Source organism: Achromobacter sp. 1L-A-4-B-C2, from assembly GCF_057291955.1.
This window is the reverse complement of the sequence record NZ_JBXAWP010000002.1, coordinates 616,701-643,248: the sequence shown is the minus strand read 5'-3', so window position 1 is coordinate 643,248 and position 26,548 is coordinate 616,701. Positions and strand designations below refer to the sequence as shown.

General features: G+C 60.7%; 22 protein-coding genes and 2 pseudogenes. 15 read left to right on the top strand and 9 right to left on the bottom strand.

Annotated elements, in window-relative coordinates; all coding sequences use genetic code 11:
- The first annotated feature begins 212 nt into the window (after positions 1-212).
- The 7 genes from guaB (at position 213) to AC0Z35_RS10280 (ending at position 12,106) form a co-directional block, all read left to right on the top strand.
- Positions 213-1,673: an IMP dehydrogenase gene (gene guaB / locus AC0Z35_RS10310; protein WP_485131899.1), complete on the top strand. Its 1,461-nt coding sequence runs from the start codon at positions 213-215 to the stop codon at positions 1,671-1,673.
- 99 nt (positions 1,674-1,772) lie between these two features.
- On the top strand, positions 1,773-3,365 hold the full coding sequence (guaA, locus tag AC0Z35_RS10305; RefSeq protein ID WP_046805861.1) for a glutamine-hydrolyzing GMP synthase: 1,593 nt from the start codon (positions 1,773-1,775) through the stop codon (positions 3,363-3,365).
- A gap of 201 nt (positions 3,366-3,566) precedes the next feature.
- Positions 3,567-6,944 (top strand): type I restriction-modification system endonuclease, encoded by a 3,378-nt coding sequence (gene hsdR / locus AC0Z35_RS10300; RefSeq protein ID WP_319300806.1) that lies wholly within the window; start codon positions 3,567-3,569, stop codon positions 6,942-6,944.
- Positions 6,945-8,411: a class I SAM-dependent DNA methyltransferase gene (locus AC0Z35_RS10295; RefSeq protein ID WP_319300804.1), complete on the top strand. Its 1,467-nt coding sequence runs from the start codon at positions 6,945-6,947 to the stop codon at positions 8,409-8,411.
- A complete protein-coding gene (locus AC0Z35_RS10290) occupies positions 8,408-9,751 on the top strand; it encodes a restriction endonuclease subunit S (protein ID WP_319300803.1) in 1,344 nt (447 codons plus the stop codon). The genes AC0Z35_RS10295 and AC0Z35_RS10290 overlap by 4 nt, the downstream gene beginning before the upstream one ends.
- A 5-nt stretch (positions 9,752-9,756) precedes the next feature.
- Entirely contained in the window at positions 9,757-10,674 is a 918-nt protein-coding gene (locus AC0Z35_RS10285) for a restriction endonuclease (RefSeq protein WP_319300802.1), read from the top strand.
- Between the two features lie 448 nt (positions 10,675-11,122).
- Positions 11,123-12,106 (top strand): Bug family tripartite tricarboxylate transporter substrate binding protein, encoded by a 984-nt coding sequence (locus AC0Z35_RS10280; protein WP_314363693.1) that lies wholly within the window; start codon positions 11,123-11,125, stop codon positions 12,104-12,106.
- A gap of 83 nt (positions 12,107-12,189) precedes the next feature.
- Here the strand turns inward: AC0Z35_RS10280 and AC0Z35_RS10275 are convergent, their stop codons facing one another.
- From AC0Z35_RS10275 to msuE, 3 genes are all read right to left on the bottom strand, one after another.
- On the bottom strand, positions 12,190-13,218 hold the full coding sequence (locus tag AC0Z35_RS10275; protein WP_104143727.1) for a methionine synthase: 1,029 nt from the start codon (positions 13,216-13,218) through the stop codon (positions 12,190-12,192).
- 30 nt (positions 13,219-13,248) lie between these two features.
- Positions 13,249-14,232: a DUF1852 domain-containing protein gene (locus tag AC0Z35_RS10270; RefSeq protein ID WP_046805864.1), complete on the bottom strand. Its 984-nt coding sequence runs from the start codon at positions 14,230-14,232 to the stop codon at positions 13,249-13,251.
- A gap of 99 nt (positions 14,233-14,331) precedes the next feature.
- The gene (gene msuE / locus AC0Z35_RS10265) at positions 14,332-14,913 is read right to left on the bottom strand and encodes an FMN reductase (RefSeq protein ID WP_104143730.1); all 582 of its coding nucleotides are present in this window, start codon (positions 14,911-14,913) and stop codon (positions 14,332-14,334) included.
- A gap of 143 nt (positions 14,914-15,056) precedes the next feature.
- Here msuE and AC0Z35_RS10260 point away from each other — a divergent pair, with 143 nt between their 5' ends.
- Positions 15,057-15,989, top strand: a complete 933-nt coding sequence (locus tag AC0Z35_RS10260) for a LysR family transcriptional regulator (RefSeq protein ID WP_319300798.1) — start codon at positions 15,057-15,059, stop codon at positions 15,987-15,989.
- A gap of 140 nt (positions 15,990-16,129) precedes the next feature.
- On the opposite strand, the gene AC0Z35_RS10255 is transcribed toward AC0Z35_RS10260, so the two are convergent.
- A complete protein-coding gene (locus tag AC0Z35_RS10255) occupies positions 16,130-16,510 on the bottom strand; it encodes a MerR family transcriptional regulator (RefSeq protein ID WP_120155188.1) in 381 nt (126 codons plus the stop codon).
- A gap of 88 nt (positions 16,511-16,598) precedes the next feature.
- Here AC0Z35_RS10255 and AC0Z35_RS10250 point away from each other — a divergent pair, with 88 nt between their 5' ends.
- From AC0Z35_RS10250 to AC0Z35_RS10235, 4 genes are all read left to right on the top strand, one after another.
- Positions 16,599-17,504 carry an alpha/beta fold hydrolase gene (locus AC0Z35_RS10250; RefSeq protein WP_413815363.1) on the top strand — a complete coding sequence of 302 codons (906 nt, stop codon included), beginning with the start codon at positions 16,599-16,601 and terminating at the stop codon, positions 17,502-17,504.
- Between the two features lie 6 nt (positions 17,505-17,510).
- Entirely contained in the window at positions 17,511-18,626 is a 1,116-nt protein-coding gene (locus tag AC0Z35_RS10245; RefSeq protein ID WP_319300794.1) for a DMT family transporter, read from the top strand.
- Positions 18,623-19,339, top strand: coding sequence for a glutathione S-transferase family protein (locus AC0Z35_RS10240; protein ID WP_319300791.1), 717 nt, complete (start codon positions 18,623-18,625; stop codon positions 19,337-19,339). Before AC0Z35_RS10245 ends, AC0Z35_RS10240 begins: the two co-directional genes overlap by 4 nt.
- Before the next feature lie 80 nt (positions 19,340-19,419).
- Complete coding sequence (locus AC0Z35_RS10235; RefSeq protein ID WP_046805869.1) at positions 19,420-20,016, top strand: TetR/AcrR family transcriptional regulator; 597 nt, start codon at positions 19,420-19,422, stop codon at positions 20,014-20,016.
- Positions 20,017-20,142: 126 nt separating this feature from the next.
- Here the strand turns inward: AC0Z35_RS10235 and AC0Z35_RS10230 are convergent, their stop codons facing one another.
- Genes AC0Z35_RS10230 through AC0Z35_RS10220 form a run of 3 tightly spaced genes read right to left on the bottom strand, consistent with a single transcriptional unit; the run spans position 20,143 to position 23,938 of the window.
- Positions 20,143-21,186, bottom strand: a complete 1,044-nt coding sequence (locus AC0Z35_RS10230) for a PDR/VanB family oxidoreductase (protein WP_319300789.1) — start codon at positions 21,184-21,186, stop codon at positions 20,143-20,145.
- 14 nt (positions 21,187-21,200) lie between these two features.
- Positions 21,201-22,373 (bottom strand): aromatic ring-hydroxylating oxygenase subunit alpha, encoded by a 1,173-nt coding sequence (locus AC0Z35_RS10225; RefSeq protein WP_120155193.1) that lies wholly within the window; start codon positions 22,371-22,373, stop codon positions 21,201-21,203.
- On the bottom strand, positions 22,370-23,938 hold the full coding sequence (locus AC0Z35_RS10220; RefSeq protein ID WP_104143739.1) for a BCCT family transporter: 1,569 nt from the start codon (positions 23,936-23,938) through the stop codon (positions 22,370-22,372). Before AC0Z35_RS10220 ends, AC0Z35_RS10225 begins: the two co-directional genes overlap by 4 nt.
- 81 nt (positions 23,939-24,019) lie before the next feature.
- Between AC0Z35_RS10220 and AC0Z35_RS10215 the strand changes: the two are divergent.
- The 3 genes and pseudogenes from AC0Z35_RS10215 to AC0Z35_RS10205 all read left to right on the top strand — a co-directional run.
- Positions 24,020-24,310: pseudogene (locus AC0Z35_RS10215) on the top strand (helix-turn-helix domain-containing protein); the annotation flags it as partial.
- Positions 24,311-24,379: 69 nt separating this feature from the next.
- A pseudogene (locus tag AC0Z35_RS10210) lies at positions 24,380-24,775 on the top strand (PAS domain-containing protein); the annotation flags it as partial.
- The gene (locus tag AC0Z35_RS10205; RefSeq protein WP_413815362.1) at positions 24,749-25,126 is read left to right on the top strand and encodes a PAS domain-containing protein; all 378 of its coding nucleotides are present in this window, start codon (positions 24,749-24,751) and stop codon (positions 25,124-25,126) included. The pseudogene AC0Z35_RS10210 and the gene AC0Z35_RS10205, both read left to right, overlap by 27 nt.
- A gap of 45 nt (positions 25,127-25,171) precedes the next feature.
- Here the strand turns inward: AC0Z35_RS10205 and AC0Z35_RS10200 are convergent, their stop codons facing one another.
- Both AC0Z35_RS10200 and AC0Z35_RS10195 read right to left on the bottom strand, forming a co-directional pair.
- Positions 25,172-25,624, bottom strand: a complete 453-nt coding sequence (locus AC0Z35_RS10200) for a MaoC family dehydratase (protein WP_046805872.1) — start codon at positions 25,622-25,624, stop codon at positions 25,172-25,174.
- A gap of 47 nt (positions 25,625-25,671) precedes the next feature.
- Entirely contained in the window at positions 25,672-26,361 is a 690-nt protein-coding gene (locus tag AC0Z35_RS10195; RefSeq protein ID WP_319300782.1) for a TetR/AcrR family transcriptional regulator, read from the bottom strand.
- Positions 26,362-26,548 lie beyond the last annotated feature (187 nt).

Genomic DNA, 26,548 nt, shown 5'->3' with positions numbered 1-26,548 from the left:
GACCCGGGTAAAAATAACCTGTCAATAATATCCGGATAAAAACAGTTGTGGGATTCATGTGTCGGGGCTATAACCCGGGCACTGATTCCGGCACCCATGCGTGCCGGCCTGGCTGCGCCGTACCCTGTAAAAAACCCTGCATAAACCTAGGGTAGACACCTAGAAAAAATCAGCGGGCGGCGTATAATCTTGCTTTGCGCCCGGAGTTACCCATGCGTCTCGTTCAAAAAGCGCTCACCTTCGACGATGTGTTGTTGGTGCCTGCGTATTCCGAGGTGTTGCCGCGCGACACCTCCCTGTCCACCCGCCTGACCCGCAATATCAGCCTGAATATTCCGCTTGTGTCCGCCGCCATGGACACCGTCACCGAGTCGCGCCTGGCTATCGCCATGGCCCAAGAAGGTGGCATCGGCATCATTCACAAGAATTTGACCGCCGATCAGCAAGCCCGTGAAGTGGCTCGCGTCAAGCGCCACGAATTCGGCATCGTGATCGATCCGGTCACCGTCACCCCCCAAATGAAAGTGCGCGACGCCATTGCGTTGCAGCGCCAGCATGGCATTTCGGGTCTGCCGGTCGTTGAAGGCCGCAAGCTGGTCGGCATCGTGACCAATCGCGATCTGCGTTTTGAAGAAAACCTGGATCAACCCCTGCGCAACATCATGACGCCGCAGGAACGCCTGGTCACCATGAAGGAAGGCGCCACGCTGGACGAGGCCCAGGCGCTGATGCACAAGCACCGTCTGGAACGCGTGCTGATCGTGAACGACGGCTTTGAGCTGCGTGGCCTGGCCACCGTCAAAGACATCGTCAAGAACACCGAACATCCGATGGCCAGCAAAGACGGCCAAGGCCAGTTGCGCGTTGGCGCAGCGGTTGGCGTGGGCGCGGGCACTGAAGAACGCGTGGAAAAGCTGGTTGCCGCTGGCGTTGACGTCCTGATCGTCGACACCGCGCACGGCCACTCCAAGGGCGTGCTGGAAGGCGTGCGCTGGGTCAAGCAGAACTACCCCAAGGTTGAAGTCATTGGCGGCAACATCGCCACCGCCGCCGCCGCGCGCGCGCTGGTTGAGTACGGCGCCGATGGCGTCAAGGTCGGTATCGGCCCCGGCTCCATCTGCACCACGCGTATCGTCGCCGGTGTGGGCGTGCCGCAAATCCATGCCATTTCCGAAGTGGCCAAGGCGCTGGAAGGCACGGGCGTTCCGCTGATCGCCGACGGCGGCATCCGCTACTCGGGCGACGTCGCCAAGGCGCTGGCCGCCGGCGCGTTCTCGTGCATGATGGGCGGCATGTTCGCCGGCACGGAAGAAGCCCCGGGCGAAGTCGTGTTGTTCCAAGGCCGCTCGTACAAGTCGTACCGCGGCATGGGCAGCCTGGGCGCCATGACGGACGGCTCGGCCGACCGCTACTTCCAGGACCCGGCCAACAACGCCGACAAGCTCGTCCCCGAAGGCATCGAAGGCCGCGTCCCCTACAAGGGCAGCGTGCTGGCCATCATTTACCAATTGGTCGGCGGCATCCGCGCCTCGATGGGCTACTGCGGCGCCGCCACCATTGACGACATGCGCACCAAGGCCGAATTCGTGGAGATCACCTCCGCCGGCGTGCGCGAGTCCCACGTACACGACGTGCAGATCACCAAGGAAGCGCCTAACTACCGCGCCGACTGATCCGTACAGTCAACTACAATGTCATGCATCACGCACCGGCAGAATCGCATTAACAATCGCGGTTCTGCCGGTGCGGTTTTATTTAATCGGTAGAGCTCAATGCACCAGCGCATCCTCATTCTTGATTACGGTTCGCAAGTCACCCAACTGATTGCCCGCCGCGTCCGCGAAGCCGGCGTCTATTCCGAAGTGCACCCGGGCGACGTCGACGACGCCTTCGTGCGCGACCAAATGGCGCAGGGCTTGAAGGGCATCATTCTGTCCGGCAGCCACGCATCCGCGTACGAAGAAGGCTCGATGCGCGTGCCGCACGCCGTGTTCGAACTGGGCGTGCCGGTGCTGGGCATCTGCTACGGCATGCAGTCCATGGCGCAGCAACTGGGGGGCGTGGTCAGCTTCTCGGACCACCGCGAATTCGGCTACGCCGAAGTGCGCGCGCACGGCCACACCAAGCTGCTGGAAGGCCTGGACGACTTCACCACGCCCGAAGGCCACGGCATGCTGAAGGTCTGGATGAGCCACGGCGACAAGGTCACCGAGCTGCCCCCGGGCTTCAAGCTGATGGCGTCCACGCCGTCGTGCCCCATCGCCGGCATGGCCGACGAAGACCGCCGCTTCTACGCCGTTCAGTTTCACCCCGAAGTCACGCACACCGTCCAAGGCAAGGCCATGCTGGCCCGCTTCGTGAACGAGATCTGCGAATGCCAGGGCGACTGGAACATGCCCGACTACGTCGCCGAAGCCGTCGCCCGCATCCGCGAGCAAGTCGGCACCGACGAAGTCATCCTGGGCCTGTCCGGCGGCGTGGACTCCTCGGTGGCCGCTGCCCTGATCCACAAGGCCATCGGCGACCAGCTCACCTGCGTGTTCGTCGACCACGGCCTGTTGCGCCTGGACGAAGGCAAGCAGGTCATGCAGACCTTCGCTGAAAACATGGGCGTGAAGATCATTCACGTCGACGCCACCGCCCAATTCATGGGCAAGCTGTCTGGCGTTGCGGACCCCGAAGCCAAGCGCAAGATCATCGGCCGCGAATTCGTCGAAGTGTTCCAGGAACAAGCCGGCAAGCAGCAAAGCGCCAAGTGGCTGGCCCAGGGCACGATCTACCCCGACGTCATCGAATCCGCCGGCGCCAAGACGGGCAAGGCCACGTCCATCAAGTCGCACCACAACGTGGGCGGCCTGCCGGACACGCTGAACCTGCAACTGCTGGAACCCCTGCGCGAACTGTTCAAGGACGAAGTCCGCGAACTGGGCGTTGCGTTGGGGTTGCCGCCGCAGATGGTCTACCGCCACCCGTTCCCGGGTCCGGGTTTGGGTGTTCGGATTCTGGGCGAAGTGAAGCATGAATATGCTGAACTGCTGCGCCGTGCCGATGCGATCTTCATTGAAGAATTGCGGAACACCAAGGATGAGGCTAGTGGTCTGACTTGGTACGAGCTGACCTCGCAAGCGTTTGCCGTGTTCCTGCCGGTGAAGTCGGTGGGCGTGATGGGCGATGGACGGACTTATGAGTACGTTGTGGCCTTGCGTGCCGTGCAGACGTTTGACTTCATGACCGCTGACTGGGCGCCGCTGCCGCACCCGCTGCTGGCTCGCGTTTCTTCGCGGATCATTAATGAAGTGCGCGGGATTAACCGCGTGGTTTATGACGTGTCGAGCAAGCCGCCGGCGACGATTGAGTGGGAGTGATCCTGCTTAAGGGTTGAGGTAAGAGAAAAGAGCGCTTCGGCGCTCTTTCCGTTGGGGCATTATTGTCGATTGTGTGGTTTCAGAGACGAGTTATTATTCGAGCCTGGTTTGGTGGCCGATATGTTGCGCTCACACGGGTAATAAATGTAGTTGGATACCGGAAGCGTGTGCATAGTCACTTGATAATGGACTGGGGGGAAGGTGGATTCGTTGAACTTCGGTTTCTTGGCACCGCACAATAAGCAGTTAGTGACCCTCGGTGGCCTTGCAGAGAGCTATTTCCCTAGCGATCCCTCTACAGCAATCGTCAAGCTGCGCCAGTTTGCTGAATTGACGGCGAAGCTAGTCGCTGCCCATCACGCTGTTTATCGTGATGAGCGTGAAACATTCGAAGGAACTCTGCGGCGCCTGTCATACGACCGCCTTATACCGAAGGAGGCCGCTGATATTTTTCATGCGTTGCGGAAGGCCGGCAATAGCGCTGTGCATGAAGCAACTGGCGACCACTCGACCGCTCTTACGGCGCTGAAGTTCGCTTGGTCGCTCGGCATCTGGTTTCATCGGACCTATGGCCGCGCTCCCAATTTTCAGTCCGGTGCTTTTGTGCCACCGCGCAAGCCTGCCGATGCGACGGTTGCCCTGCGCGAAGAGATTGAAAAGCTCAGGCAGAGAGTGGTTGAAACTGAGGGTGATGCGGCTCGCGCTCGCCTTGAAGCTGAGGAACAGGCCCACGCGCGCGAGGCGGTAGAAGCAAGGCTTTTGCGGGAGGCCGAGGAGCGTGCCGCGTGGGAGGAGATCGCCCAGAACATCGATGCCGAGAAGGCAGAGGTCGCAAGTAAGCTCGCCGCACTCCAAGCCAAGGCGGAAGGCGCTCCTCGCTCCGAGGCAGCGCAATTGGTTGAGCGGGGTGAAAAGGCTGCGGAAAAGATCGATCTCGACGAGGCGGAAACACGCGCGCTCATAGACCAGCAACTGCGCGACCGCGGTTGGGAGGTCGACACCCGCGACCTTCGATACAGTAATGGCGTGCGCCCAGCCAAAGGCCGTAATCTCGCCATCGCTGAATGGCCAACAGAAAACGGTCCCGCTGATTACGCTCTGTTTGTTGGCAACACCCTTGTCGGCGTCGTTGAGGCGAAGCGGCGGCGGAAGAACGTGTCCGCTGCGATCGACCAGGCTGAGCGCTATTCGACCGGTATCAAGGACAGCGCTGATTTTAGTTATGCCGGTGGCCCTTGGAGTGAGCACAAGGTGCCATTTGTGTTCAGCGCGAATGGCCGATCCTATCTCAAGCAGATTGAGACGGAGAGTGGCATCTGGTTCCGCGATACCCGCCGCGCCGCAAACCATCGTCGCGCATTGGTCGACTGGCCCACACCGGAAGGCCTGACTGGTCAACTTGAAGTCGATCAGGATGCTGCCCATGTCGCCCTGCAAGCGCAGCCATTCGAGTTCGGATTTCCGCTCCGCCATTATCAGGAAAGCGCGATTCGCTCGATAGAAGCAGCCTTGTCTGCCGAGCAACGCGCCGTGCTGGTCGCGATGGCGACGGGCACCGGAAAGACTAAGCTAGCCATTGCCATGTTGTACCGCTTGCTGTCAGCCAAGCGGTTCCGGCGCATTTGCTTCGTCGTCGATCGCAGCGCCCTTGGTGATCAGACTGAGGGAGAGTTTTCGACCACCAAGGTCGTCTCTGGCAAGACGTTTGCGGAAATCTTTGGCCTCAAGGGGCTAGGCGACGTCACGCCCGATGTCGAAACCAAGGTCCATATCTGCACGATTCAGGGGCTGGTGAAGCGTGTACTGTTTGCTGCCGATGCAACGTCCGTGCCGCCTGTCGACCAATATGACCTGATGGTCATCGACGAATGCCATCGCGGCTACCTGCTTGATCGCGAAATGTCCGATGCCGAGCTGAGCTTCCGTGGGCAGGACGATTACATCTCCAAGTATCGGCGCGTGCTGGATTATTTCGATGCGGTAAAGATTGGCCTGACGGCCACGCCGGCGCTGCACACCACTGACATTTTTGGCGATCCGGTCTTCACCTATTCCTACCGCGAGGCAGTGGTCGATGGGTTCCTGATCGACCATGAGCCACCGATCCGCATCGAAACTGCTCTGGCGCGCGCCGGTATCAAGTTCGAGAAGGACGAGGAGGTTGAACTACTCAACCCACGGACGGGCGAAGTCGATCTAGCCCACGCCCCAGACGAAATTCGTTTCGAGGTCGAGGCATTCAACCGGCAGGTCATTACACGGGAGTTCAATCGGGTGGTCGCGGAGGAGCTGGCGCGGCATATTGATCCGGCGCTACCCGGCAAAACGCTGATCTTCGCCGCCACCGATGCCCATGCGGACATGGTGGTCAGCGCCATCAAGATCGCATTCGCTGAAGCCTATGGCGGCATCGATGACGCAGCTGTGAAGAAAATCACCGGAAGCGTGGACAAGGTGAAGAACTTGATTCGTTCGTTTCGCAATGATGCCAATCCGCAAATAGTGGTGACGGTCGATCTGCTCACCACCGGCATCGACGTGCCGAAAATCACGAACCTCGTGTTCCTGCGCCGGGTGAACAGCCGCATCCTCTATGAACAGATGATCGGCCGTGCGACGCGGCAGTGTCCGGAAATAAGCAAAGAGGTCTTCCGAATTTTCGACGCCGTCGATCTCTATCCGCATCTTCAGCACATGACCGAAATGAAGCCTGTCGTCGTCAACCCGTCGATCAGCTTCGCGCAGCTAATCCGGGAGATGACGGAAGCCGAAAACGATGAGCAGCGGGAGGCCATTCGCGAACAGCTCGCGGTGAAACTGCGCCGTCGGATCCAGAAGCTGACCGACGAAGCAAGGCAACAATTCGAGGCCGACGCGGGTGAAACGCCGGAGGCTATGCTGCAACGGGTTGTGTCGGGCGGTGCAGAGGGTCTTGCTGCATGGCTAAAGGAACGCACCGCAATCGGCCCGATCCTCGATTGGCGGACTGATGGCGACAATCCTGCCCATGTGCCTATTTCCAAGCACGCGGATCAGGTAGTCGATGTGTCGCGCGGTTATGGGAGTGCCGCGAAGCCAGAGGATTTTCTGGACAGTTTCGCCGCCTTCGTGCGCGACAATATAAACTCGATCGCCGCGTTGAAAGTCGTCGTGCAGCGCCCTCGTGATCTGACTCGCGCCGATCTGAAGGCATTGCGCCTTGCCCTCGACTCCAAGGGCTTTTCCGACGCCAATCTGCGCCGTGCCTGGGCCGACGCACGTAATGAAGAGATCGCTGCCTCGGTCATCGGCTTCATCCGTCAGGCCGCACTAGGCGACCCTCTGATTCCATATGAAGACCGGGTACGGGACGCGATGCGCGCGATTATGGCGCGCCGCGCATGGACAGACCCGCAGAAACGCTGGCTCAAGCGGATCGGCGAACAGATTGAAAAAGAAATCGTGGTGGACCGTAGCGCCATCGACAAGGAGCCATTCATCGCCGATGGTGGCTTCAATCGGCTTAATAAAGTGTTCGGCGGGGAGCTGGAAAGCATCCTTGCCGGAATTAATGAAGAATTGTGGAAGAAGGCCGCATAAATGAAAACAACCACCGATATCGTCGCCAAACTCTGGGGACTGTGCAACGTCCTGCGTGACGATGGCGTCACCTATAACGAATATGTGACGGAGCTGACCTACCTGCTGTTCCTCAAGATGTTGGAGGAAACCAGCAAGGAAGATCGGCTGCCGGAAGGGTGGCGCTGGGGCCAGCTCGCCAAGCTCGAGGGCATGGAACAGCTCAATTATTACAAGGCGATGCTGCTGGAACTTGGCAAAGCGAAGGATGAGTTGGTCAGCGCGATTTTCATCGATGCGCAGACCCGCCTGCGCAAGCCGACCAACCTCAAGGCGCTGACGTCGAACATCGATCAGCTCGACTGGTTTTCAGCCCGTGAAGAGGGGCTCGGCAACCTCTATGAAGGCCTGTTGGAAAAGAACGCAGCCGACAAGAAATCCGGCGCTGGGCAATATTTCACGCCCCGGCCGCTGATCGACTGCATCGTGCGCCTGATGCAACCGCAGCCGGGGGAAGTGATCCAAGACCCGGCAGGGGGAACGGCGGGATTCCTCGTCGCTGCCGATCGCTACATCAAGGATCACACAGACGATCTCTATACGTTGACCGAGCAACAGGCCTTCTTCCAGCGGCACAACGCCTTCTCAGGGGCGGAGCTGGTGCCCGATACCCATCGCCTGAGCATGATGAACCTGCTGCTGCATGGCATCGAAGGCGGGATGAAAAATATCGACACGCTCTCGCCCGATGGCGAGGCGCTGCCCAAGGCCAACCTGATCCTGACCAATCCGCCCTTCGGCACGAAGAAGGGCGGGGGGCGTCCGACCCGTTCCGATTTCTCGATTACGGCAGATACGTCGAACAAGCAGCTTGCCTTCGTTGAGCATATCGTGCGGGCACTGGCCCCAGGCGGCCGTGCCGCTGTAGTCATTCCTGATAACGTGCTGTTCGAAGATAATACCGGTCGCCGCCTACGCACATGGCTCATGGACCTGTGTGATCTGCACACGATACTGCGCCTGCCAACCGGCATTTTCTATGCGCAGGGCGTCAAAACCAATGTGTTGTTCTTCCGGCGCGGCAAGAGCGACAAGGGGAACACCAAGGCCGTCTGGGTCTATGACATGCGGGCAAACATGCCCGCCTTTGGCAAGACCCGTCCGCTGACGGTTGCCGACTTCGCCGATTTCGAGGCCGCCTATGGCGCTGATTCCAATGGCAACGCCACACGGCAGGACCAGGGCGAAGACAGCCGCTGGCGCAAGTTCGACCGCGCAGCCATCACCGACCGCAACGACAATCTCGACATAAGCTGGCTTCGCGATACCGAGGCGGAGGCCGAAGAGACGCTGACCGAACCGGAGGATATTGCAGCGGCCATCATCGGCCATTTGAAGGCTGCATTGGAGGAAATTGAAACGCTGTCGGAGGAGTTGGAGCCGGATAGCGTTGACGAGGCTGCTGTCATTGCGGAGGCAGCGCAATGAGTGATTTGCCGCAGGGATGGGCAGAAGCCTGCATTCAGGATATCGCCGAAGTCAATCCGGGACGACTCGGAGATATTGCTGTCGACGCGCAGATTTCATTCGTTCCGATGCCAGCTGTCAGCGATATCGACGGAGAGATAGTCAATCCGTCCATCCGCTCCTATGGCGAAGTGTCGAGAGGCTATACGCAGTTTCGTGAGGGCGACGTGATCTTTGCGAAGATCACGCCATGCATGGAAAATGGCAAAATCGCTATCGCACGTGCATTGGAGGGTGGGGTGGCCTGCGGCTCGACCGAGTTCCATGTCGTGCGGCCATCCGGCGGTATATCTTCCGATTTTCTTTGGCGCTATTTGCGGCAAAAGTCATTTCGGAACGACGCCGAAGCGTCAATGACGGGCGCGGTAGGTCAAAGGCGCGTACCGGCGATTTTTCTCAAAGAGCACAGTGTTGCGCTTCCTCCTCTCCCCGAGCAGCAGCGGATCGTAGCGAAGATCGACAGCCTCACTAGCAAATCCAGACGCGCCCGCGACCATCTCGACCACATCCCCCGCCTCGTCCAAAAATACAAACAGGCCATCCTCGCCGCAGCTTTTAGAGGGGAACTGTGTGTTGAAACTCGGCCGCCGAAACTATTGCCGTTGTCAGAATTTGTAGACTCACTAGATCAGGGTTGGAGCCCCAAGTGTGCAAGCGAGCCAGCGGACGCTAATGACTGGGGTGTCATAAAAACGACAGCGATTCAGCCCGTTCAATTTTTACCGCATGAGAACAAGCGCCTCCCTGCTAGTCTTACGCCTCGGCCGGGGATTGTCATCAACGCTGGTGATGTGCTCATAACCCGCGCGGGTCCGCGCAGCCGGGTCGCCATTTCATGTTTTGTAACCGAAAACTATCCTAAGCTGATGTTGTGCGACAAAGCCTATCGCCTTCGCACCAATCCCGAAATGGCTGATCCCGCGTTTTTGACCTATATGCTTAATACACCTCAGTGTCTTTCAGAATTGGAGGTCATGAAAACAGGCATTAGTGACAGCGGCCTGAACCTCACGCAAGGCAAATTCATGGCGTTGGAAATCCCCGCATTTTCTCTGTCAGAGCAGTCTGAAATTATCCGACGCATTAAATCCGCTTTTGCTTGGATCGACCGGCTCGCCGCCAATACGAGTAGCGCGCGCAAGTTGATCGACCATCTCGATCAAGCCATGCTCACTAAAGCCTTCAAGGGTGAACTGGTTGCGCAAGACCCGGCCGACGAACCCGCCAGCGCCTTGCTCGATCGTATAAGGGAACGCGCCGCCGAGCCAAAGGCCAAGCGCGGTCGCAAGGAGGCTGCCTGATTCCCATGCCCATCCCCGATTACCAAACATTGATGCTGCCGGTCCTGCACCTTGCTGCCACTGGCGAACAGCGCGTAGCCGACGCCGCTGAACGCATTGCCAACGATCTCGGCCTCAGCCCCGCTGAACGCGAGGAGATGCTGCCTAGCGGGCGGCAACGCCTGCTTCACAACCGCATCCATTGGGCAAAGTTCTATATGTCCAAGGCGGGCCTTGTCACCTCTCCGAAGCGGGGGAAATTCATCGCGACGGATGCGGGGCGGGCGCTGCTAGCATCCAATCCCGCGCAGATCGGCGTGAACGAGCTGAAGGAGTATGAGAGCTTCCGCGAGTTTTACAGCGGGCAGAAATCGGCCGATGTCGATGCTCCGCCCGCGGTCATCGTCCCGTCATCCGAAACCGGGACGCCCGAGGAGCAGATTGAGGCGGCCTATCAGGCCGTGCAATCAGCCCTTCGCGCGGAACTGCTTGAACGTATCGTCCAGAACAGCCCGGCCTTTTTTGAGCAACTGATCGTCGATCTATTGATCGCCATGGGCTATGGCGGATCGCACAAAAATGCGGCCACACAGCTCGGCCGTTCAGGCGATGGCGGCGTGGATGGCGTCATCAACGAGGACAGGCTGGGGCTGGACCGGGTCTATGTGCAGGCCAAACGCTATGCAGATACGACGGTCGGCCGCCCCGATGTGCAGGCCTTCGTCGGCAGCCTGGTCGGCCATGGCGCCACCAAGGGCGTGTTCGTCACCACCTCCACCTTCACCGGCCACGCGCGGGACTATGTCAAACACCTTGCCCAGCGGGTCATCCTGATCGACGGGGACCGGCTGACCGACCTGATGATCGAATATGGGGTCGGCGTCCGTGTTAGTCGCAGTATCGAGTTCAAACGGCTGGACGAGGATTTCTTCGCGGACGAGTAACGCGACAGTGCGCACTCGAAAGAGCTTCGGAAAACGCGAGGCCGATGAGTGATGTCCAGCGACAGAAAGCGTTCTCTCGCCTTTTCGCTTATGACCTTCTCGTCCGGGAAATCCGGGTGAGTCTAGTCTGACACCATCGCGAGGTCGACGGTCAGCGGCTGTTGCTGATCAGCTAAGCCGCTTGGCGGTAGACCTTGCAATTAAAAACGGGAGGACTCGAATTCGAGTCCTCCCGTTTTTAATTTGGACTTACGCGGTCTTGCCAGACCGTGCTTGTCGTCACCAGCAAACTAGGGTTATCCGGGATTCTTTATGCTTAAACTTTTGTGAAGAATAAGCGCCAGATGCAGGGCTCCGCCGCGATGAGGCATCAAGGTGGTTCACCGGGGTGCGGCACCTGACGCACCGTACGCAGGATCGCGCGGTGGCGGCCCAGAAGGAGAATCGGATGCTGTTGCGTAGACATTGCCTGGCCGTGATGATGCTGGCGCTGACTGGCTGGGCGACGGGCAGCCAGGCTCAAACGGCGCCTCAGGCCTGGCCCACCAAGCCGGTGCGTCTGGTTGTGGGATTAGCCCCTGGCGGGCTGGTTGATGTGCTGGCGCGCACGGTTCAGCCGCATTTGGCCGAGGGCTTGAAGCAGACCGTTATCGTGGAGAATCGGGGCGGGGCGGGCGGCAACGTGGCGGGCGCCGAGGTGGTGCGTAACGGCGGCGACAACCATACCTTCTTGCTCAATCCTTCGACCACCGAATCGGTCAACCCGCTGATGTTCACCAGCATGCCGTTCGATCCGCAGCGGGACTTGCGGCCGGTTGCCTTGTTGGCCAACAGCCAGTTGTTCCTGTTTGTCCGGTCCTCGCTGGGCGTCGACACGCTTGAAGCGTTCGTCGAATACGCGCGCAAGCAGCCCAATCCACTTAACTACGGGTCGGCCGGCAACGGCACGACGCCGCATCTGGCTGGCGAGCTGCTCAAGCAGGCGACCGGCATGCAGGCCACCCATGCGCCATATCGCGGCGTGGCGCCGGCGATACAAGACTTGGCTGCGGGCCAGATCGACTTTGCGTTTGGACCGGCCACGGTTTTTCCCATGGTGCAAGCGGGCAAGCTGAAGGTGCTGGCGGTGGCGAGCCGGCAACGGGCCGCCGTGGCGCCGGACATACGAACCTTTTCTGAGGCGGGCATTGACGGCGTTTTCGCGGACAGCCTGTTCGGCGTGTATGCCGCCGCTGGTACCCGCGATGATGTGGTCGATCGCATGAACGGCGAAATCAACAAGGTGCTGGCACGGCCGGAGATCAAGGCGCGATTCCTGGACGCCGGCGCCGAGGCGCTACCGCTGAGCGTGGCCGACTACACCGCGCGTGTGCAGGACGAGAAGAAATTGTTCGCCCCATTGATGAAGTCATTGGGGCTGAAGGAACAGTAGAGAAATAAGAAATAAGGAGTCAGACTGCAATTTCGCCGATGCCAGCGCAAAAATGCAGTCTGACTCCATGGTGCAGCTCAGTATCAGCCCAACAGTTCCTTGCGAACGATTTCCGCGCCTTCGCTCAAAGCCAGCAGCTTGCCCTTCGCAATAGCCCGCGACAACGGCGCCATGCCGCAGTTCGTGCACGGATACAGCTTGTCGGCATCCACAAACTTCAGCGCCTTTCTCAGCGTATTGGCCACTTCTTCGGGCGTTTCCACCTTATCGCTTGCCACGTCAATGGCGCCGACCATCACCTTCTTGCCGCGAACCAGTTCAAGCAGATCGATCGGCACGTGCGAGTTGTGGCATTCCAGCGAGATGATGTCGATATTGGATTGTTGCAGCTTGGGGAACGATTCCTCGTACTGACGCCACTCGGACCCCAGCGTTTTCTTCCAGTCGGTGTTGGCCTTGATGCCGTAGCCGTAGCAGATGTGCACGGCGGTTTCGCACTTCAGGCCTTCGATGGCGCGTTCCAGCGTGGCGATGCCCCAGTCGTTGACTTCGTCGAAGAACACGTTGAATGCCGGCTCATCGAATTGGATGATGTCCACGCCCGCGGCTTCCAATTCGCGGGCTTCCTGGTTCAGGATCTTGGCGAATTCCCAGGCCAGTTTTTCGCGGCTCTTGTAGTGGGCGTCGTACAGCGTGTCGATCATCGTCATGGGGCCTGGCAGCGCCCATTTGATGGGTTGCTTGGTTTGCTGGCGCAGGAACTTGGCGTCTTCAACAAACACCGGCTTTTGACGGCTGACGGCGCCCACCACGGTCGGCACGCTGGCGTCATAGCGATCACGGATTCGAACGGTTTCGCGCTTTTCGAAATCGACGCCGTCGAGATGCTCGATGAACGTCGTGACAAAGTGCTGACGGGTTTGCTCGCCGTCGCTGACGATATCAATGCCCGCATGCTGTTGTTCTTGCAGCGCCAGGCGCAAGGCGTCTTGTTTGCCCTCGACCAGCTCTTCGTCTTGCAGTTTCCAAGGCGACCAAAGTTTTTCAGGCTGTGCCAGCCACGAGGGCTTGGGCAGGCTGCCGGCGGTGGAGGTGGGCAGTAGTTTTTTCATGGTCAGGGGTCTCGTCTGTTTTTTGAGTGATTAGTGCGCGTAGTTGGCGGCCCAGCTTTCCAGCACGTGCTTGTAGGGTTTGATGAAGTGCTCTTCCGTGAACTTTCCCTGCTTCACGGCAAGCTGGCTGCGCTCATCGCGGTCATAGACGATCTGCGTCAGCGAGTAATCCTGATTCTTCAGGCTCGGTTGATAGACCTTGCCCGCGGCGGAATTGGCGTTGTAGATCTCGGGGCGGTAGATCTTCTGGAACGTTTCCATCGTGCTGATGATGCTGATCAGCTCAAGGTTCGTGTAGTGGCCAAGCAGGTCGCCCTGAAAGTAAAAGGCCAACGGCGCGGCGCTGCCCGGGGGCATGAAGTAACGGACCTGCAAGCCCATTTTTTCGAAGTACTGGTCCGTTGGCGAGAATTCGCTTTGCTGATATTCAACACCCAGGATGGGGTGCTGATTTTCAGTACGCAGGTACGTCTTGCTGCTTGAGGCGCTGATGCAGATGACCGGCGGCTTGCTGAATCGCTCGGTGTAAGCGCTGGAACCGACAAAGTGCTTGAACAGCTTGCCGTGCAAGTCGCCGAAACCGTCGGGCGAGCTAAAGCTGGATTTGTTCTTGTTGTGCTCTTGCAAAAGCACGCTGAAGTCGTAGTCGCGCACGTACGAAGAGAAGTTATTGCCGACGATCCCATCGATGCGTTCGTTGTTGTGGCGGTCGACGATATTGGTCTTCAAGATTTCAATCAGCGGAAACGCATCACTGCCGCCGTTGGCGGCAATGTTCATTTCAACCGAGATGATTTCAAGTTCGACCGTGTAGCGATCTGCCTTGGGGTTGTCCCAATGCGCCAGACTATTGAAGCGCCTGTCGATCATCTTCAGCGTGTTGCGAAGGTTCTGTTGGCGACTCGCGCCCCGCGCCAGATTGGCGAAGTTAGTCGTGATGCGCGTGTTGTCGGACGGCTGATAATTTTCATCAAAAGGAATGCTCTTGATGTTGAAGGTGAACGCGTTGCTCATGGTGATGGTGTGCTGATTTTGGCGAATGGAATACGGAGCCGGCTGCCGCCAGGCGACGGACGCTATGGCCGCTGCGGGCGGCGTTGAATTGGCTTTGCTTCAGGCTGCTACCGGTTCTTGTGCGGCGGCGGTGCTTGGGTGGCGCATCAATTCGATCAAGGGCAACGCGCGCTGGACCGCCAGTCTGGCCCGTTCGATCAGGGCCATGTCGTGCAGGCGGTAGTCGGCAAAATCCTTGTCGGTCGCGTAGACGCCCAGCGGCAAGGTGCGCGCCTGGAAGAAGCTGAACAAGGGCCGCAACTGGTGATCGATGATCAGGGCATGGCGTTCGCTGCCGCCGGTGGCCGCCAACAAGACGGGCTTGTCGATCAGGGCGTCTTGATGAATGAAGTCGAAGAAGTGCTTGAACAGCCCCGTGTACGAGCCTCGGTAGACCGGGGTGGTCACCACCAGGACGTCCGCTTGTTCGACCGCGCCAAGCTCGCGCTCCACCGTGTCGGGCAATTGAGAGCGCCAGACGGCGCCGGCCAGTTGCGGGGCGAGCTCACCCAGTTCAACCAGGTGTTGTTCGCACGGAATATGGTCGGCGATCAGGTCCAGCAGGTGTTCTGCCAGGGCCGCTGACTTCGAGGGGCGTTGCAGTCCGCCGGAAACTGCGACTAGACGGAGTGGACGTGTCATCTTTGCTTCACATGAATAGAGCTGCCCGGCGCGGCATCTGTCTTTGTGCAGTTGCAGCATCAAGCTGGAACCGCATGCTAGAGGAGGGTAACGATGAAGTAAAATGGTTTTATTTCACCTATCCATGAGCAGGAATCATCTGAATGCTTGAACGCATCCACCTCAGCATCGTCCAGCAGGTCGAAAAGCAAGGGTCCTTGACGGCCGCTGCGGGCGTGTTGAACCTGACCCAGTCGGCACTGAGCCACAGCATGAAGAAGCTGGAAGTGCAGCTGGGCACCGACGTCTGGCTGCGCGAAGGTCGAAGCCTGCGCCTCACCCAGGCCGGCCAATACCTGCTGGCGGTGGCGAACCGCGTGCTGCCGCAACTGGACCTGGCCGAAGAGCGACTGGGCCAGTTCGCGCAGGGCGAACGCGGCGCGCTGCGCATCGGCATGGAATGCCACCCTTGCTATCAATGGTTGCTGAAGGTGGTTTCACCGTATCTGGCGGCGTGGCCCGACGTGGATGTGGACGTCAAGCAGAAGTTCCAGTTTGGCGGGATCGGCGCGCTGTTCGGCTACGAGATCGACCTGCTGGTGACGCCCGACCCGCTGTTCAAGCCGGGCCTGAAGTTCGAGCCCGTGTTCGACTACGAGCAGGTGCTGGTCGTGCCCAAGGGCCATCGCCTGGCAACGGCTGCGTACGTGAAGCCGCAGCAGCTGACGCAGGAAGTGTTGATCAGCTACCCCGTGGACATCGAGCGCCTGGACATCTACAACCAGTTCCTGCTGCCGGCAGGCGTCACGCCCAAGCGCCACAAAGCCATCGAAACCACCGACATCATGGTGCAGATGGTAGCCAGCGGACGCGGCGTGGCCGCGCTGCCGCGCTGGCTGGTCGAGGAGTACGCGGCCCGGATGGACGTGGTGCCGGTACGGCTGGGCGCGCGCGGCATCGCCAAGCAGATTTTTCTGGGTGCGCGCGAAGCGGACAGCGCCATTGACTACGTGCGGGCATTCATTGAACTGGCCCGCCACCCGGGCACCGACGCGCCGACCGCTGTGGCGCAAGAAGCCAATGGACAATCACGGTAGCGCTACAGTGAATGTCGCGACTCCAGCGGGCACGGGATCGTCCTGACAGTCCCAGCTACATTAGAAAGTCACGCAGCGGCGCGGGGTAGAGTACGCATGCATCGAAGATCTGGATGTCGCAATAAACGAAAGCCGAAGGCTCACTCGTGCCTGCCCCCCTCGATCAGCATGCCTCGCAACCGCTGGCGCTGTCTTTCCAGCGCCGCTATCTGCTTCTCCAAGATCGCCAGCCGTTTGCGCTTCGCATCCTTCATATCCGCGCATGCCTTCGCCCCTTCAATCAGCAACATGCAACCCGGAAAGCTGCGAATTTCTTCCAAACTGAAGCCGGTGGCGATCAATCGCTGAATCTGCTTGACCTGAGTGACGGCCACTGCGTCAAAGGCGCGGTAGCCATTCTGGGCACGCGTTGACGCAAGCAAGCCGTGCTGATCGTAGTGACGAATCGAACGTACGCTGACGCCGGTTGCTTGCGCCAGCGCGCCGATCTTGAGCAGGGTGGTGGACTCAGTTTTATTCATGGATCGAACCTTATCACCTAGTGCTTGACTGTGACACTAATGTCAGGCTTTAGCCTGGGCTCTTTCCATTCGAAGGAGCTTCAACATGATGTCTTTCAGCGCTTTCATCCATTGGCGCAAGGGGTTTGCCGCAATGGCCCTGATGGTTCTATCCACGCTGGCGCGGGCCGCAGTAGATCCATACACAGTGACGGCGCCTGATGGCGTGCGCATCGCGGTGCAAGAGGCCGGTGACCCGAACGGTCAGCCCATCATCTTTATTCACGGTTTGCTTGGCAGCCACCTTAGCTGGGAAAAGCAGGTCAACAGCCCTCAGTTGCAGCGCTACCGCCTGATCACTTTCGATATGCGGGGGCATGGCCTGTCCGGGCAACCTGAGCGTGCCGATGCCTACCGTGATGGACGCCGTTGGGCGGATGATCTGGCTGCGGTGATTGCGGGGTCAGGCGCCCGGCAGCCCGTCTTGGTGGGATGGTCGCTAGGCGCAGCAGTTACCACGAATTATCTGGCTGCCTATGGTGACGAGAAAATCGCCGGTGCTATGTACGTGGGGGGTGTCATCGAACTGACACCGGAACAAATCGTGTCGCAGCCGCATGCTTACAAAGGAATGGCATCGCCAGATCTCAAGACGCATCTCGATGCTGAACGCGAATTTGTGGCCCTGTGCTTTGCCACCCAGCCTGACGCGCGGACGTTCCAGCGTTTGCTGGCCAATGCCGCCATGGCTTCCCAGAGCATGCAGAACGCCGTGCATGGTATGTCGCTGAATGCGCCCAAGGGTTTGGGGGCCATGCACAAGCCGCTGTTGTTGATTTATGGCGCGCGTGATGCGTTGGTGCAGGCCCAACCGTCCTTCAATCGCGCCAAGGCCTTGAACGCCGGCGCCATCGGCAAGTTCTACGCAGACTCGGGGCACGCTCCCTTTCTGGAGGAGGCCGAGCGTTTCAACCGCGATCTGTCCGCCTTTGCTGACGCCGCGACGCGGCGTTAGCCGTTCATGTGCCCAGCGCAAATATCAACGCTGGCATGTTTTATGGCGATCGATATAAAATTCCCGGACGTTCTCGGGTACCTGCCACGCACGTGCCTTCGTCAACCCGCTTGCCCCACGGAAGGCCACCGCATGACGCAACTTGCCGACCCCGTCCAGGATGCCCCCGTTGGACCCGTGTCCGTACCCCGACTTCCGCGACCCTCCCGCAAAACCCTCCACGGGCTTTGCTGGGCGGGCATCAGCGTGTTGATCTTTGCCGGCTGGTTTGTGGTGACGCGCTTTAGCGTGACGCGCGAACTGCGGTTGTGGGATGTCACCGCGCTGCGGTTCGGTATCGGCGCTGTAATTCTTTTTCCGGTGCTGCTGCGGGGTTCCGGGCGCATATCCGGCAAACAATGGGGTGAAGGACTGTTGTACGCCTGTCTGTGGGGCATGCCTTTTGTCCTGGCGGTAGCTCTGGGACTACAGCTCACGTCAGCCGGGCGGGCGGCGGCAGTCGCGCCGACATTGATGCCCGTTTTTGTCGGGCTTTTTGCCTGGGTCTTCCTGAAAGAAAAGCAGGGCTGGAGCCGCTGGCTGGGCTATCTGGCCATCGTCATCGGATTGGTCTGCATGATTGCGGGCGGCGCCTCGGCGCACGGGGTGGCGAACCCCGTGGGGATCCTGGCGCTGATTACCGCCGCCGCGATGTGGGCCGTCTATACGCTGCTGTTTCGGCGCAGCGCGCTGACGCCGGTGCAGGCGGCGGCGTTGATCTGCTTGTGGTCGGCCGTGCTGTTTCTGCCGATCTACCTGATTGCCGGCCTCAGCCGCCTTGGTTTGGCGTCGCCCGGCGAAATTGCTTTGCAGGCGTTTTACCAAGGCGTCTTGATGAGCGGCGTGGCCATCGTGTCCTTCAACAGATCCGTTGCGCTGCTGGGGCCGTCCGCCGCCACGGCCATCATTGCCTTGATCCCGGCGGTTGCCGCGCTGACCGCCATTCCCGTCCTGGGCGAGCTGCCGTCGTGGGAAGAGGGCATTGCCCTTCTTGCCGTCGTTGGCGGCGTGCTGCTGGCGGCCCGTCCCAAGCGCAAAGCAGCAGTCCCATCGACCACTACGACAGCGAGACAACAGCCATGATCTGTTTTTACTTTCATCCGACGCCTAACCCCGCAAAGATCGCGCTTTTCCTGGAAGAGACCGGGCTGGAGTACGAAGCCGTGCCGGTCGATACCAGCAAAGGCGAGCAGCACACGCCGGCGTTTCGGGCCATCAACCCGAACGGCAAGGTGCCGGCCATTGTTGACACTGACGGCCCTGGCGGCAAGGAAGCGCGCGTGTTCGACTCGACGGCCATCCTGATCTATCTGGCCGACAAGACCGGCCAGCTTACGGGCACGCCCGAAGATCGGCCTGAGCTGCTGTCGTGGCTGCTGTTCATTGCGTCCGGCCTGGGTCCGTTTTCCGGCCAGGCGGTGCACTTTCAGTTTGCCGCGCCGGATGGTCTGGACTACGCCGTCAACCGTTACCGCCGCGAAGCCGATCGGCACTATCAGGTGCTGGACGAGCATCTGAAGGGGCGCGAATTCATCGTGGGCAACCGCTTTACCATCGCGGATATTTCGGCGTGGGGCTGGCTTGATCGGGCCTCGCGCGTGCGCAAGGGCGCGGAAGATCCGCTGGCGCCGTTTCCGGAATTGAAGCGCTGGTTCGCCGGCGTGGATGCACGCCCGGCGGTTGCGCGCGCCCGGGCGCTCAGCAAAAGCCACCAATGGAAAACCGTCAACGACGACGAGACCAAGCGGGCCTTGTTCCCCTCAAATTTCGCGCCTGCGTCGTCGCAAGCGATTTGAAATGAAGATGCAGAACGAGCGTAATAGAACGACGTCACCATCGTCTGTTTGTTGCACGACACAGCCGCGTAGGGTTGCACATGGCGCGCCCCAAAGAGTTTGACGAAGCGGCGGCGCTTGATGCCGCTATCGAATGCTTCTGGTCGCGCGGCTATGAAGCCACGTCGGTGCGTGATCTGGCCGCTGCCATGGGCATCGTGGGCCCCAGCTTGTACAACACGTTTGGCGACAAGCGCCGGCTGTACCAGCGGGCGCTCGCGCATTACGTCGAGCGCGGCTTTTGCGAACGGGTCAGGCGTTTTGAATCGCAAATGACACCCCGCGAGGCCATCGGCGCGTTCTTTGACGAGATCATCGAACTATCGTTGGCGGACGAGCAGCGCAAGGGCTGCATGATCGTGAACTCGGCGCTGGAGTTGTCTGCGCACGATGCCGAGTTCCAAGAGGCGCTGGCGCTTGTGCTGCGGGATATGGAGGCTTTCTTCCTGCGCTGCGTGCAGGCGGGCCAGCAAGCCGGCACGATCAACGCCACGCAGCCGGCGGATGACCTTGCGCGCATGCTGCTCGGCTTGCTGATGGGCCTGCGCGTGCTGGCGCGCTCGCGGCCGGAACCGGAGTTGCTGCGTGGCCTGGTTCGGCCCGCGCTGGCCTTGCTTGATGACGCCCGCCCGCGTTGATGGCAAAGCCGGACAAACCGGTGGGCTCCCCGCAATAAACCCGGCATTGGCCGATAACCTGGAACTCGCCTACGGAAGCTGGCCGCACGGGCGGTGACGTGTTGAGGCTGTCCGTGCCGTGCTGCCTTATAAATCCAGCACGAGCCTGCTGCCCTTGGCGCTGGACACGCAAATCAGCATCGTCTTTTGCGCGGCCTTTTCCGCGTTGCTGAGATATTGGTCGGCGTGTTCGGCTTCGCCTTCCAGAATGCGGGTCTCACAGGTGCCGCACACGCCCTCGCGGCACAGGCAATCCACCGGCACGGTGCTGTCGCGCTCGATGGCGTTCAGGATGGACTCGCCGGCGGCCACCTCTACGGTCTTGCCGGACTTGGCCAGCACCACCGTGAAAGCGCCGCCGGTTTGCTTGGGCGCGGCGAATTGTTCGACGTGCACGCGCGCTGACTCGATCCCGACCGCTTGCGCGGCGCCGCGCACGGCATCGATCAGTGGGGTGGGGCCGCACACGTAGGCGTGCGCGCCGGGTTCCATGCCGCCCAGCAGGCCCGCCAGATCCATGCGCTGGCCTTTGCTGTCGACATAGAAACGGACGCCATTCCCGCAAAGCCGGGCAAGCTCGTCCCGAAAGGCGCCGTGTTCGTCAGCGCGAAAGGCGTAGTGCAGTTCGTACGAACCACCGCGCCGGTGCAGGTCATGCAACTGCGACATGAATGGGGTGATGCCGATGCCGCCGGCGATCAGGACGTGGTGGCGGGCGGCCTCGTCCAGGGCGAATAGGTTGTTGGGCGCGGTGATGTAGAGTGCGTCGCCTTCGGCCACCTTGTCATGCATAAAGGCAGACCCGCCTTTGGACGGCGTTTCGCGCCGCACGCCGATCTGGTAGTTGCCCAGGGCGTTGGGCGAACTCATCAGCGAGTAAGCGTTGTTGTAATGGCGACTGCCGTCGCGCAGCTGCACGATGATGTGGCTGCCGCCCGTGAAGGGCGGCAACGCGCCGCCGTCCATGGCTTTCAGCGTGTAGCGCTTGACCAGCGGGGTGACGTGCTCGATGCGCGCGACGCGCACGAGCAGGGCCGCTTGGGCGCCAAGGGTGCCGGCGGTGCCGGCGGTGCTGGCGGTGCTCTCCGTGCTGGCGGTGCTCAGGCTGCTCAGGTTGCTCATGTTGCTCATGTTGCTCACGGTCCTCATGCTCGCGCCGTGGCGCGATGGAGCGCGGGCGGGGAAGTGTCGGCAGACAAGGCTTCCTGGTATTCCGTGGCCAGCTTGCGATGAAAATGCACGATGCCGTGCTCGCTGATTCCGCTGCGCTGGCGGTCGACCATGATGCGGCCTTGCCCGCGATAGCCGCGCGACTTCAATCCCTTCTGCACGCTTTCTACCAGTCGCAGGTCTTCAGGCCGAAAAACGTCGCGATACCAGTCCACCAGCTTCTGCTGTTCCTCGGTCAATTCCTTGTTCAGAAAGTAAATGTCGTAGTGCTGCAACGTGACGCCCGCGCTGGCGGGAAATTCGTAGATGACGGTCATGAAGTCGGCGCCCGGTGGCACGTTGAACATCGTGCAGGGCCAGGCCCAGAAGCCTGCAAAGCTGGGGTCCTTCACCGAGGCATCAACCTTGAAGGATTTTTCGGACGATTTCGCCAAGCCGAATTGCAACGTCCAGTTGCCGTGCATCGTGTGGGTGTATTTGTCGACCTGGACAGAGTCCGCAAAGCTGGGGTGCACCGGGCCGCAGTGATAGCACTCCAGGTAGTTGTCGACGATGGACTTCCAATTGGCGGGGGTTTCGGTGACGAAGCGCGCGGCCAGTTGCAGCGTGTCCACCACCGGGCAGGCGGCGCGCAGGCGGGCTTCGAAGCCGGGGAGTTGGTCTTCTACCGACCCCGCGCGCGGGTTCAGGTTGATGAAGACAAAGCCCGCGGCTTCTTCGACCTTGATCGGGACCAGCGTGGCCTTGTCGCGGTCAAAGTTGGGCACGTTGTCGCAGTTGCGGGCGAAGGCCAGCTCGCCATCCAGCTTGAACGTCCAGGCGTGGTACGGACAGGTGATGACGTTTTTGGCTTTGCCGCTGCCTTGCAACAGCTGGTGGCCGCGATGCGGGCACACGTTGTAGAACGCGCGCAGGATGCCGTCGCGGTCGCGCAGCACAATGATGCTTTCACCGATGATGTCGCGCGTTACGTAGTCGTTGGGCTCGGCTAATTCGCTACGATGGGCCACGCAGATCCAGCTGTGGGCAAAGATCTTTTCCTGCTCGTACTGGAAGACGGCGTCCTGGGTGTAATACGGGGCGGGCAGCGTCCAGGCGTTTTCTTCGTCGGCATTGAAGTCGGCGGGCAGCTTGGGGATGCGATTCATGATGATCTCCTGGGAACAAAGGCCGGTTGGGTGGGCGATTCAATCTGATGCGCCGGGATATCTCCGTAGTCCTGCATCAACCAGCGGAACAGGCCGAACAGCTTGATGCCCAGAATGAAGACAAAGGGGATGGCGGTCAGCACCACGGCCGTTTTCATCGTTTCCAAAGACGCCTTGGTGAACAGCATTGCCAGCGGGACCAGCGTCAGTGCAATGCACCAGAAGACGCGGCTGGCGGGCGTGGGGTCTTCGCCTTCCGACAGGTTGCGCGTGGTGGTGGCGGCGACGGCGTAGGCCACGGCGTCGACGTGGGCGGCCAGAAAGACCAGCATGGTTGCCAGGTACAGCGCCAAAAACAGCTTGCCGGCCGGCAGCGCGCTTAGCAGCATTTCCACTGCCGTTTCGCCGCCTTGTTCCTGCAAGACGCGGGGCACGTCGATGGCGCCCGTCATGAACTGGTGCATTGAATAGCTCTCCAGCGCGCCGAAGAAGAACCAGCATCCGGCGCTGCCGCCCAGCAGCAGCGCATAGATCACTTCCTTGATCTTGCGGCCCTTGGAAACGCGCGCCACAAACATGGCCACGCCCGGCGAATACGACACCCACCACAGCCAATAGAACACCGTCCAACCGCGGTTGAAGGCCCCGTCGCCGGCGGGGTCGGTGAACAGGCTCATGCGGACGTAGTTTTGCAGCATCAGGCCCAGGCCATTGACGATGTTGTTGCCGGAAAACTGCGTGGGGCCCACGACCAGCACGACGGCAGCCAGCAGCAGCGCGCCCCAACAGACCAGATGGCTCAGGCGCTTCATGCCGCTGGCGATGCCGATATAGGCGCTGGCCGAAAACAGCGCGGACACGCCGACGATCACGATCACCTGCATGGCGAAGGTGTCGGGCGTGCCGACCAGGCTGGTCAGGCCGCGCGTGAAGGTGGATGCCGTCAGCGCAATGGACACCGTCAGTGCGCCGAACATCGTCAGCAGGAAGATCAGGTCCGCCAGACGGCCGACGGGACCCGTCGCACGAAAACCCGTTATCGCTTGGAGGATAGATGCCAGGTTCAGCCCCGCCTTCTTGCGCACATGAAAGTGGTAGGCCATGGCCAGCGAGGGCAGTGCGTATACCGCCCACGCGCTTAACCCCCAGTGGAAAAACGAATAGCTGATGCTGGTTTCCAGGGCCTCGCGCGTGCCCGACGCGACGTTGAGCCCGGGCGTTTGGTAGTAGTAGGCCCACTCCATCACGCCCCAATACAGCGTCGACGAGCCCATGCCGGCACAGATGAACATGAAGATCCAGGACAGCGTCGAGTATTCGGGCTTGCTGTCACCGAGGCGCACGTTGCCGTATTTGCTGAACGCCAGGCCAATGCAGGCGATGACGCAGCCGAAGACAAACACCTGGATCAGCGAGCCGAATGAACGCGTGGTCCAGTCGAATAGATCGGCCGCGGTGGCGGCGGCTTGCATGGGCCACAGGACCATGGCGATGACGGTGAGCAGCACGGCGGTAAGTGTGCAAAGCGTCAGGAACCCGTCGCGGCGTGGCGCGGCTATTTTCACGTTGTCTCCTTCCTTGCGTCGTTGCGCACGGTATCTTGTCGTGTGTTAACCAGCGGTTTACATTAACCATTGATTAACCCAATGATTGACCCGGACTGTAGGAAGAACCTTGCCCATGCACAAGCTTCAATCGGAAAACGGCGCGTTTGTAACGGGTGGTTTTTGTTTTCGCTGTGTCGGCCGGACGCGGTCGTCATGAAAGAAGACAGCTTTGCGTTCCGCTTGAAAGAGCTGCTTGAACACAAGCAACTGACCCTGCAAGCCGTGGCCGGCGCGCTGAACGTCTCGCGCCCCGCCGTCCATAAATGGACGAAGGGCGGCGAGATCGACTACGAAAAGCTGCGCAAGCTGGCGGCGTTTCTGGGGGTGAACTGGATCTGGCTGCGATACGGCGAGCAAGCGCGGGAAGAGGCCGGTGCAGCAAGCGCCGTGGACATCCCCATGACGGATACGCGCCGCCGCTACATGGCCGACATCATGGAAAGCGAAGCGCGCATGAAGCTGGCGCAAGAGGGCGCGCGCATCGTTACGTGGGAATGGAACCTGATCACGGACGACGTCAGCTACTCGCCCAACGTCCAAGCCGTATACGGCTGGCGCATCGTCAGCAACGACAGCTTCTGGTTGCACGTGCACCCCGACGACGTTGCCATGATGCAGGCCGTCTACGACGAATCCCTGCGCACGGGCAACGCGCACGAATTCGACTTTCGCGTGATCCAGCCGGATGGCGCCCTGCGCTGGATCTCCTCCCGCGCCACGCCCGTGCGCGACTTTGACGGACGCATCGTCAAGGTGGTCGGCATCAGCATGGACAACACCGCCCGCAAGCTGGCCGAGCAATCCCTGCGCGATCAGCAGGCGCGCTTTGAAGCGGTGTTTGAGCTGACGTCGCAAGGCATGGCGCTGCTGGACGCCAACCTGCGCTGCGAATCCGTCAATGGGGTGCTGGCGAGGATGCTGGGGGCCGACCCGAAAGCGCTGCTGGGCGATGGCCTGGCCGGGCTGCTGGCCGATGGCGGCGCGCGCCTGAAGAAGATGCTGCACGGCAGGCCCACCGCCGCGTTTGGCGCAAAAATGCGCGGCAAGGATGGCCGCTGGCTTGCAGTGAACGTGCGGGCGGTGTTGACACGCGGCACGGACGCGGGGGCAGCAGCGTACTTTGCGTTGGCGGTGGAGCAGGGGTGAGCGGGGGAAAGACGCTGCCAGCCCGCCCCGCGCAAACGCCGGTCATCACCCCCCGCGACTCTTCACCACCAAATTGCTCACAAACACCTGCACCACTTCATCTTTCTGATTCAAGGTGGTGGTGCGCGCTTTCACCAAGCCCTGTTCCGGCCGGGTTTTCGATGGCCGCACTTCCAGCACCTCGCTTTCTATCCGCAACTCGTCGTCCGGACGCACCGGCAGCGGCCAGCGCATTTCTTCCACGCCCGCGCCGATGATGCCGCCGGCGGGTTTGAAGTCGCTGGCGACCAGCAGTTGCATGGTCAGCGCGGCGGTGTGCCAGCCGCTGGCGGCCAGGCCTTTGAACAGCGTGACGTTGGCCGCGTCTTCATCAAGATGGAACGGCTGCGGGTCGAATTCCTTGGCGAAGGCCTTGATGCGTTCGCGCGTGACGCGCACGCGGGCGGTGCCGATGAAGCGTTGTCCGGGGGTCAGGTCTTCCAGGTAGTGCACGGCCATGTTGGTTTGCTCCGTCGGTGGGCGTGGCAGGCGTGAATAAGGAAAAATCAGCGGGGGGATTCCGAAGCCAGGGACGCCAGCAATTCACTGCGACAGGCTTCGAGGATTTCGTCGGCCAGCGGCGAGTCATCAGGGCAGGCCCGCGACAGCGCGACGGCGCCGATCACGTGGGCCAGCAAATCGATGCGCTTGGCGCGCGCGCGCTTGGCGGATAAAGGCGGGTCTATGTTCGGGTTTGAATCGGGGTTTGAATTCGCACCCGAATGCGCACGCGAATGCGCGCCCGAATGCGCGCCCGAATCCGGGTCCGCGTTCAGGCCCGAATCTTGCGGCGCAACGTCGTCCTTGGCCAACGCCGCCAGCATGTTCTCGATGCCTGCGGCAAAGGTGGTCTTGACGTCGTCGGACTGGCGCGCGGCGTCGCCGCACAGGGCGGCCATGGTGCAGCCCGCGCTGCGGCCGTCGCGATGGGCGCGGGACAAGTAGATGTTGACGAACTTGGCGGGGTCCATGTCGCCCGTCATCGCCAGGGATTGCGACAACCCAGACGCGGCCGTTTCGGCCATCAGGTCGGCCTTGGAGCGGAAGTGCTTGTAGAACCCGCCGTGGGTAAAGCCGGCAGCGGCCATCAGTTCGGCCACGCCCACGCCGTCGTACCCGCGTTCTCGAAACAGGGTCGATGCGGTCTCGACAATGTGCGCCCGGTTTGCCTGCGCCTGCGCCTTGGTGACCCTCATTTTTGCAACCTCGTTTGATGACACGCCCGCGCGTGCCGGTCTGTTAATGCCATGTGCAGGTGACAAATATACATTGATGTCGATCATCATCAAAGTGCTTGACGATTTAGATGTTGATCATCATCATTAACGCCGTTGGCCGCCCGGCCCGGACCGTAATCCGGACCTGGCCCTGCCGCGATCAGCC

What these genes read in the sequence shown, in the direction of transcription:
- guaB (WP_485131899.1), top strand. Translation starts at nt 213, where the DNA reads ATGCGTCTCGTTCAAAAAGCGCTCACCTTCGACGATGTGTTGTTGGTG.
- guaA (WP_046805861.1), top strand. Translation starts at nt 1,773, where the DNA reads ATGCACCAGCGCATCCTCATTCTTGATTACGGTTCGCAAGTCACCCAA.
- AC0Z35_RS10295 (WP_319300804.1), top strand. Translation starts at nt 6,945, where the DNA reads ATGAAAACAACCACCGATATCGTCGCCAAACTCTGGGGACTGTGCAAC.
- AC0Z35_RS10290 (WP_319300803.1), top strand. Translation starts at nt 8,408, where the DNA reads ATGAGTGATTTGCCGCAGGGATGGGCAGAAGCCTGCATTCAGGATATC.
- AC0Z35_RS10285 (WP_319300802.1), top strand. Translation starts at nt 9,757, where the DNA reads ATGCCCATCCCCGATTACCAAACATTGATGCTGCCGGTCCTGCACCTT.
- AC0Z35_RS10280 (WP_314363693.1), top strand. Translation starts at nt 11,123, where the DNA reads ATGCTGTTGCGTAGACATTGCCTGGCCGTGATGATGCTGGCGCTGACT.
- AC0Z35_RS10275 (WP_104143727.1), bottom strand. Translation starts at nt 13,218, where the DNA reads ATGAAAAAACTACTGCCCACCTCCACCGCCGGCAGCCTGCCCAAGCCC.
- AC0Z35_RS10270 (WP_046805864.1), bottom strand. Translation starts at nt 14,232, where the DNA reads ATGAGCAACGCGTTCACCTTCAACATCAAGAGCATTCCTTTTGATGAA.
- msuE (WP_104143730.1), bottom strand. Translation starts at nt 14,913, where the DNA reads ATGACACGTCCACTCCGTCTAGTCGCAGTTTCCGGCGGACTGCAACGC.
- AC0Z35_RS10260 (WP_319300798.1), top strand. Translation starts at nt 15,057, where the DNA reads ATGCTTGAACGCATCCACCTCAGCATCGTCCAGCAGGTCGAAAAGCAA.
- AC0Z35_RS10255 (WP_120155188.1), bottom strand. Translation starts at nt 16,510, where the DNA reads ATGAATAAAACTGAGTCCACCACCCTGCTCAAGATCGGCGCGCTGGCG.
- AC0Z35_RS10250 (WP_413815363.1), top strand. Translation starts at nt 16,599, where the DNA reads ATGTCTTTCAGCGCTTTCATCCATTGGCGCAAGGGGTTTGCCGCAATG.
- AC0Z35_RS10245 (WP_319300794.1), top strand. Translation starts at nt 17,511, where the DNA reads ATGTGCCCAGCGCAAATATCAACGCTGGCATGTTTTATGGCGATCGAT.
- AC0Z35_RS10240 (WP_319300791.1), top strand. Translation starts at nt 18,623, where the DNA reads ATGATCTGTTTTTACTTTCATCCGACGCCTAACCCCGCAAAGATCGCG.
- AC0Z35_RS10235 (WP_046805869.1), top strand. Translation starts at nt 19,420, where the DNA reads ATGGCGCGCCCCAAAGAGTTTGACGAAGCGGCGGCGCTTGATGCCGCT.
- AC0Z35_RS10230 (WP_319300789.1), bottom strand. Translation starts at nt 21,186, where the DNA reads ATGAGCAACATGAGCAACCTGAGCAGCCTGAGCACCGCCAGCACGGAG.
- AC0Z35_RS10225 (WP_120155193.1), bottom strand. Translation starts at nt 22,373, where the DNA reads ATGAATCGCATCCCCAAGCTGCCCGCCGACTTCAATGCCGACGAAGAA.
- AC0Z35_RS10205 (WP_413815362.1), top strand. Translation starts at nt 24,749, where the DNA reads ATGGACAACACCGCCCGCAAGCTGGCCGAGCAATCCCTGCGCGATCAG.
- AC0Z35_RS10200 (WP_046805872.1), bottom strand. Translation starts at nt 25,624, where the DNA reads ATGGCCGTGCACTACCTGGAAGACCTGACCCCCGGACAACGCTTCATC.
- AC0Z35_RS10195 (WP_319300782.1), bottom strand. Translation starts at nt 26,361, where the DNA reads ATGAGGGTCACCAAGGCGCAGGCGCAGGCAAACCGGGCGCACATTGTC.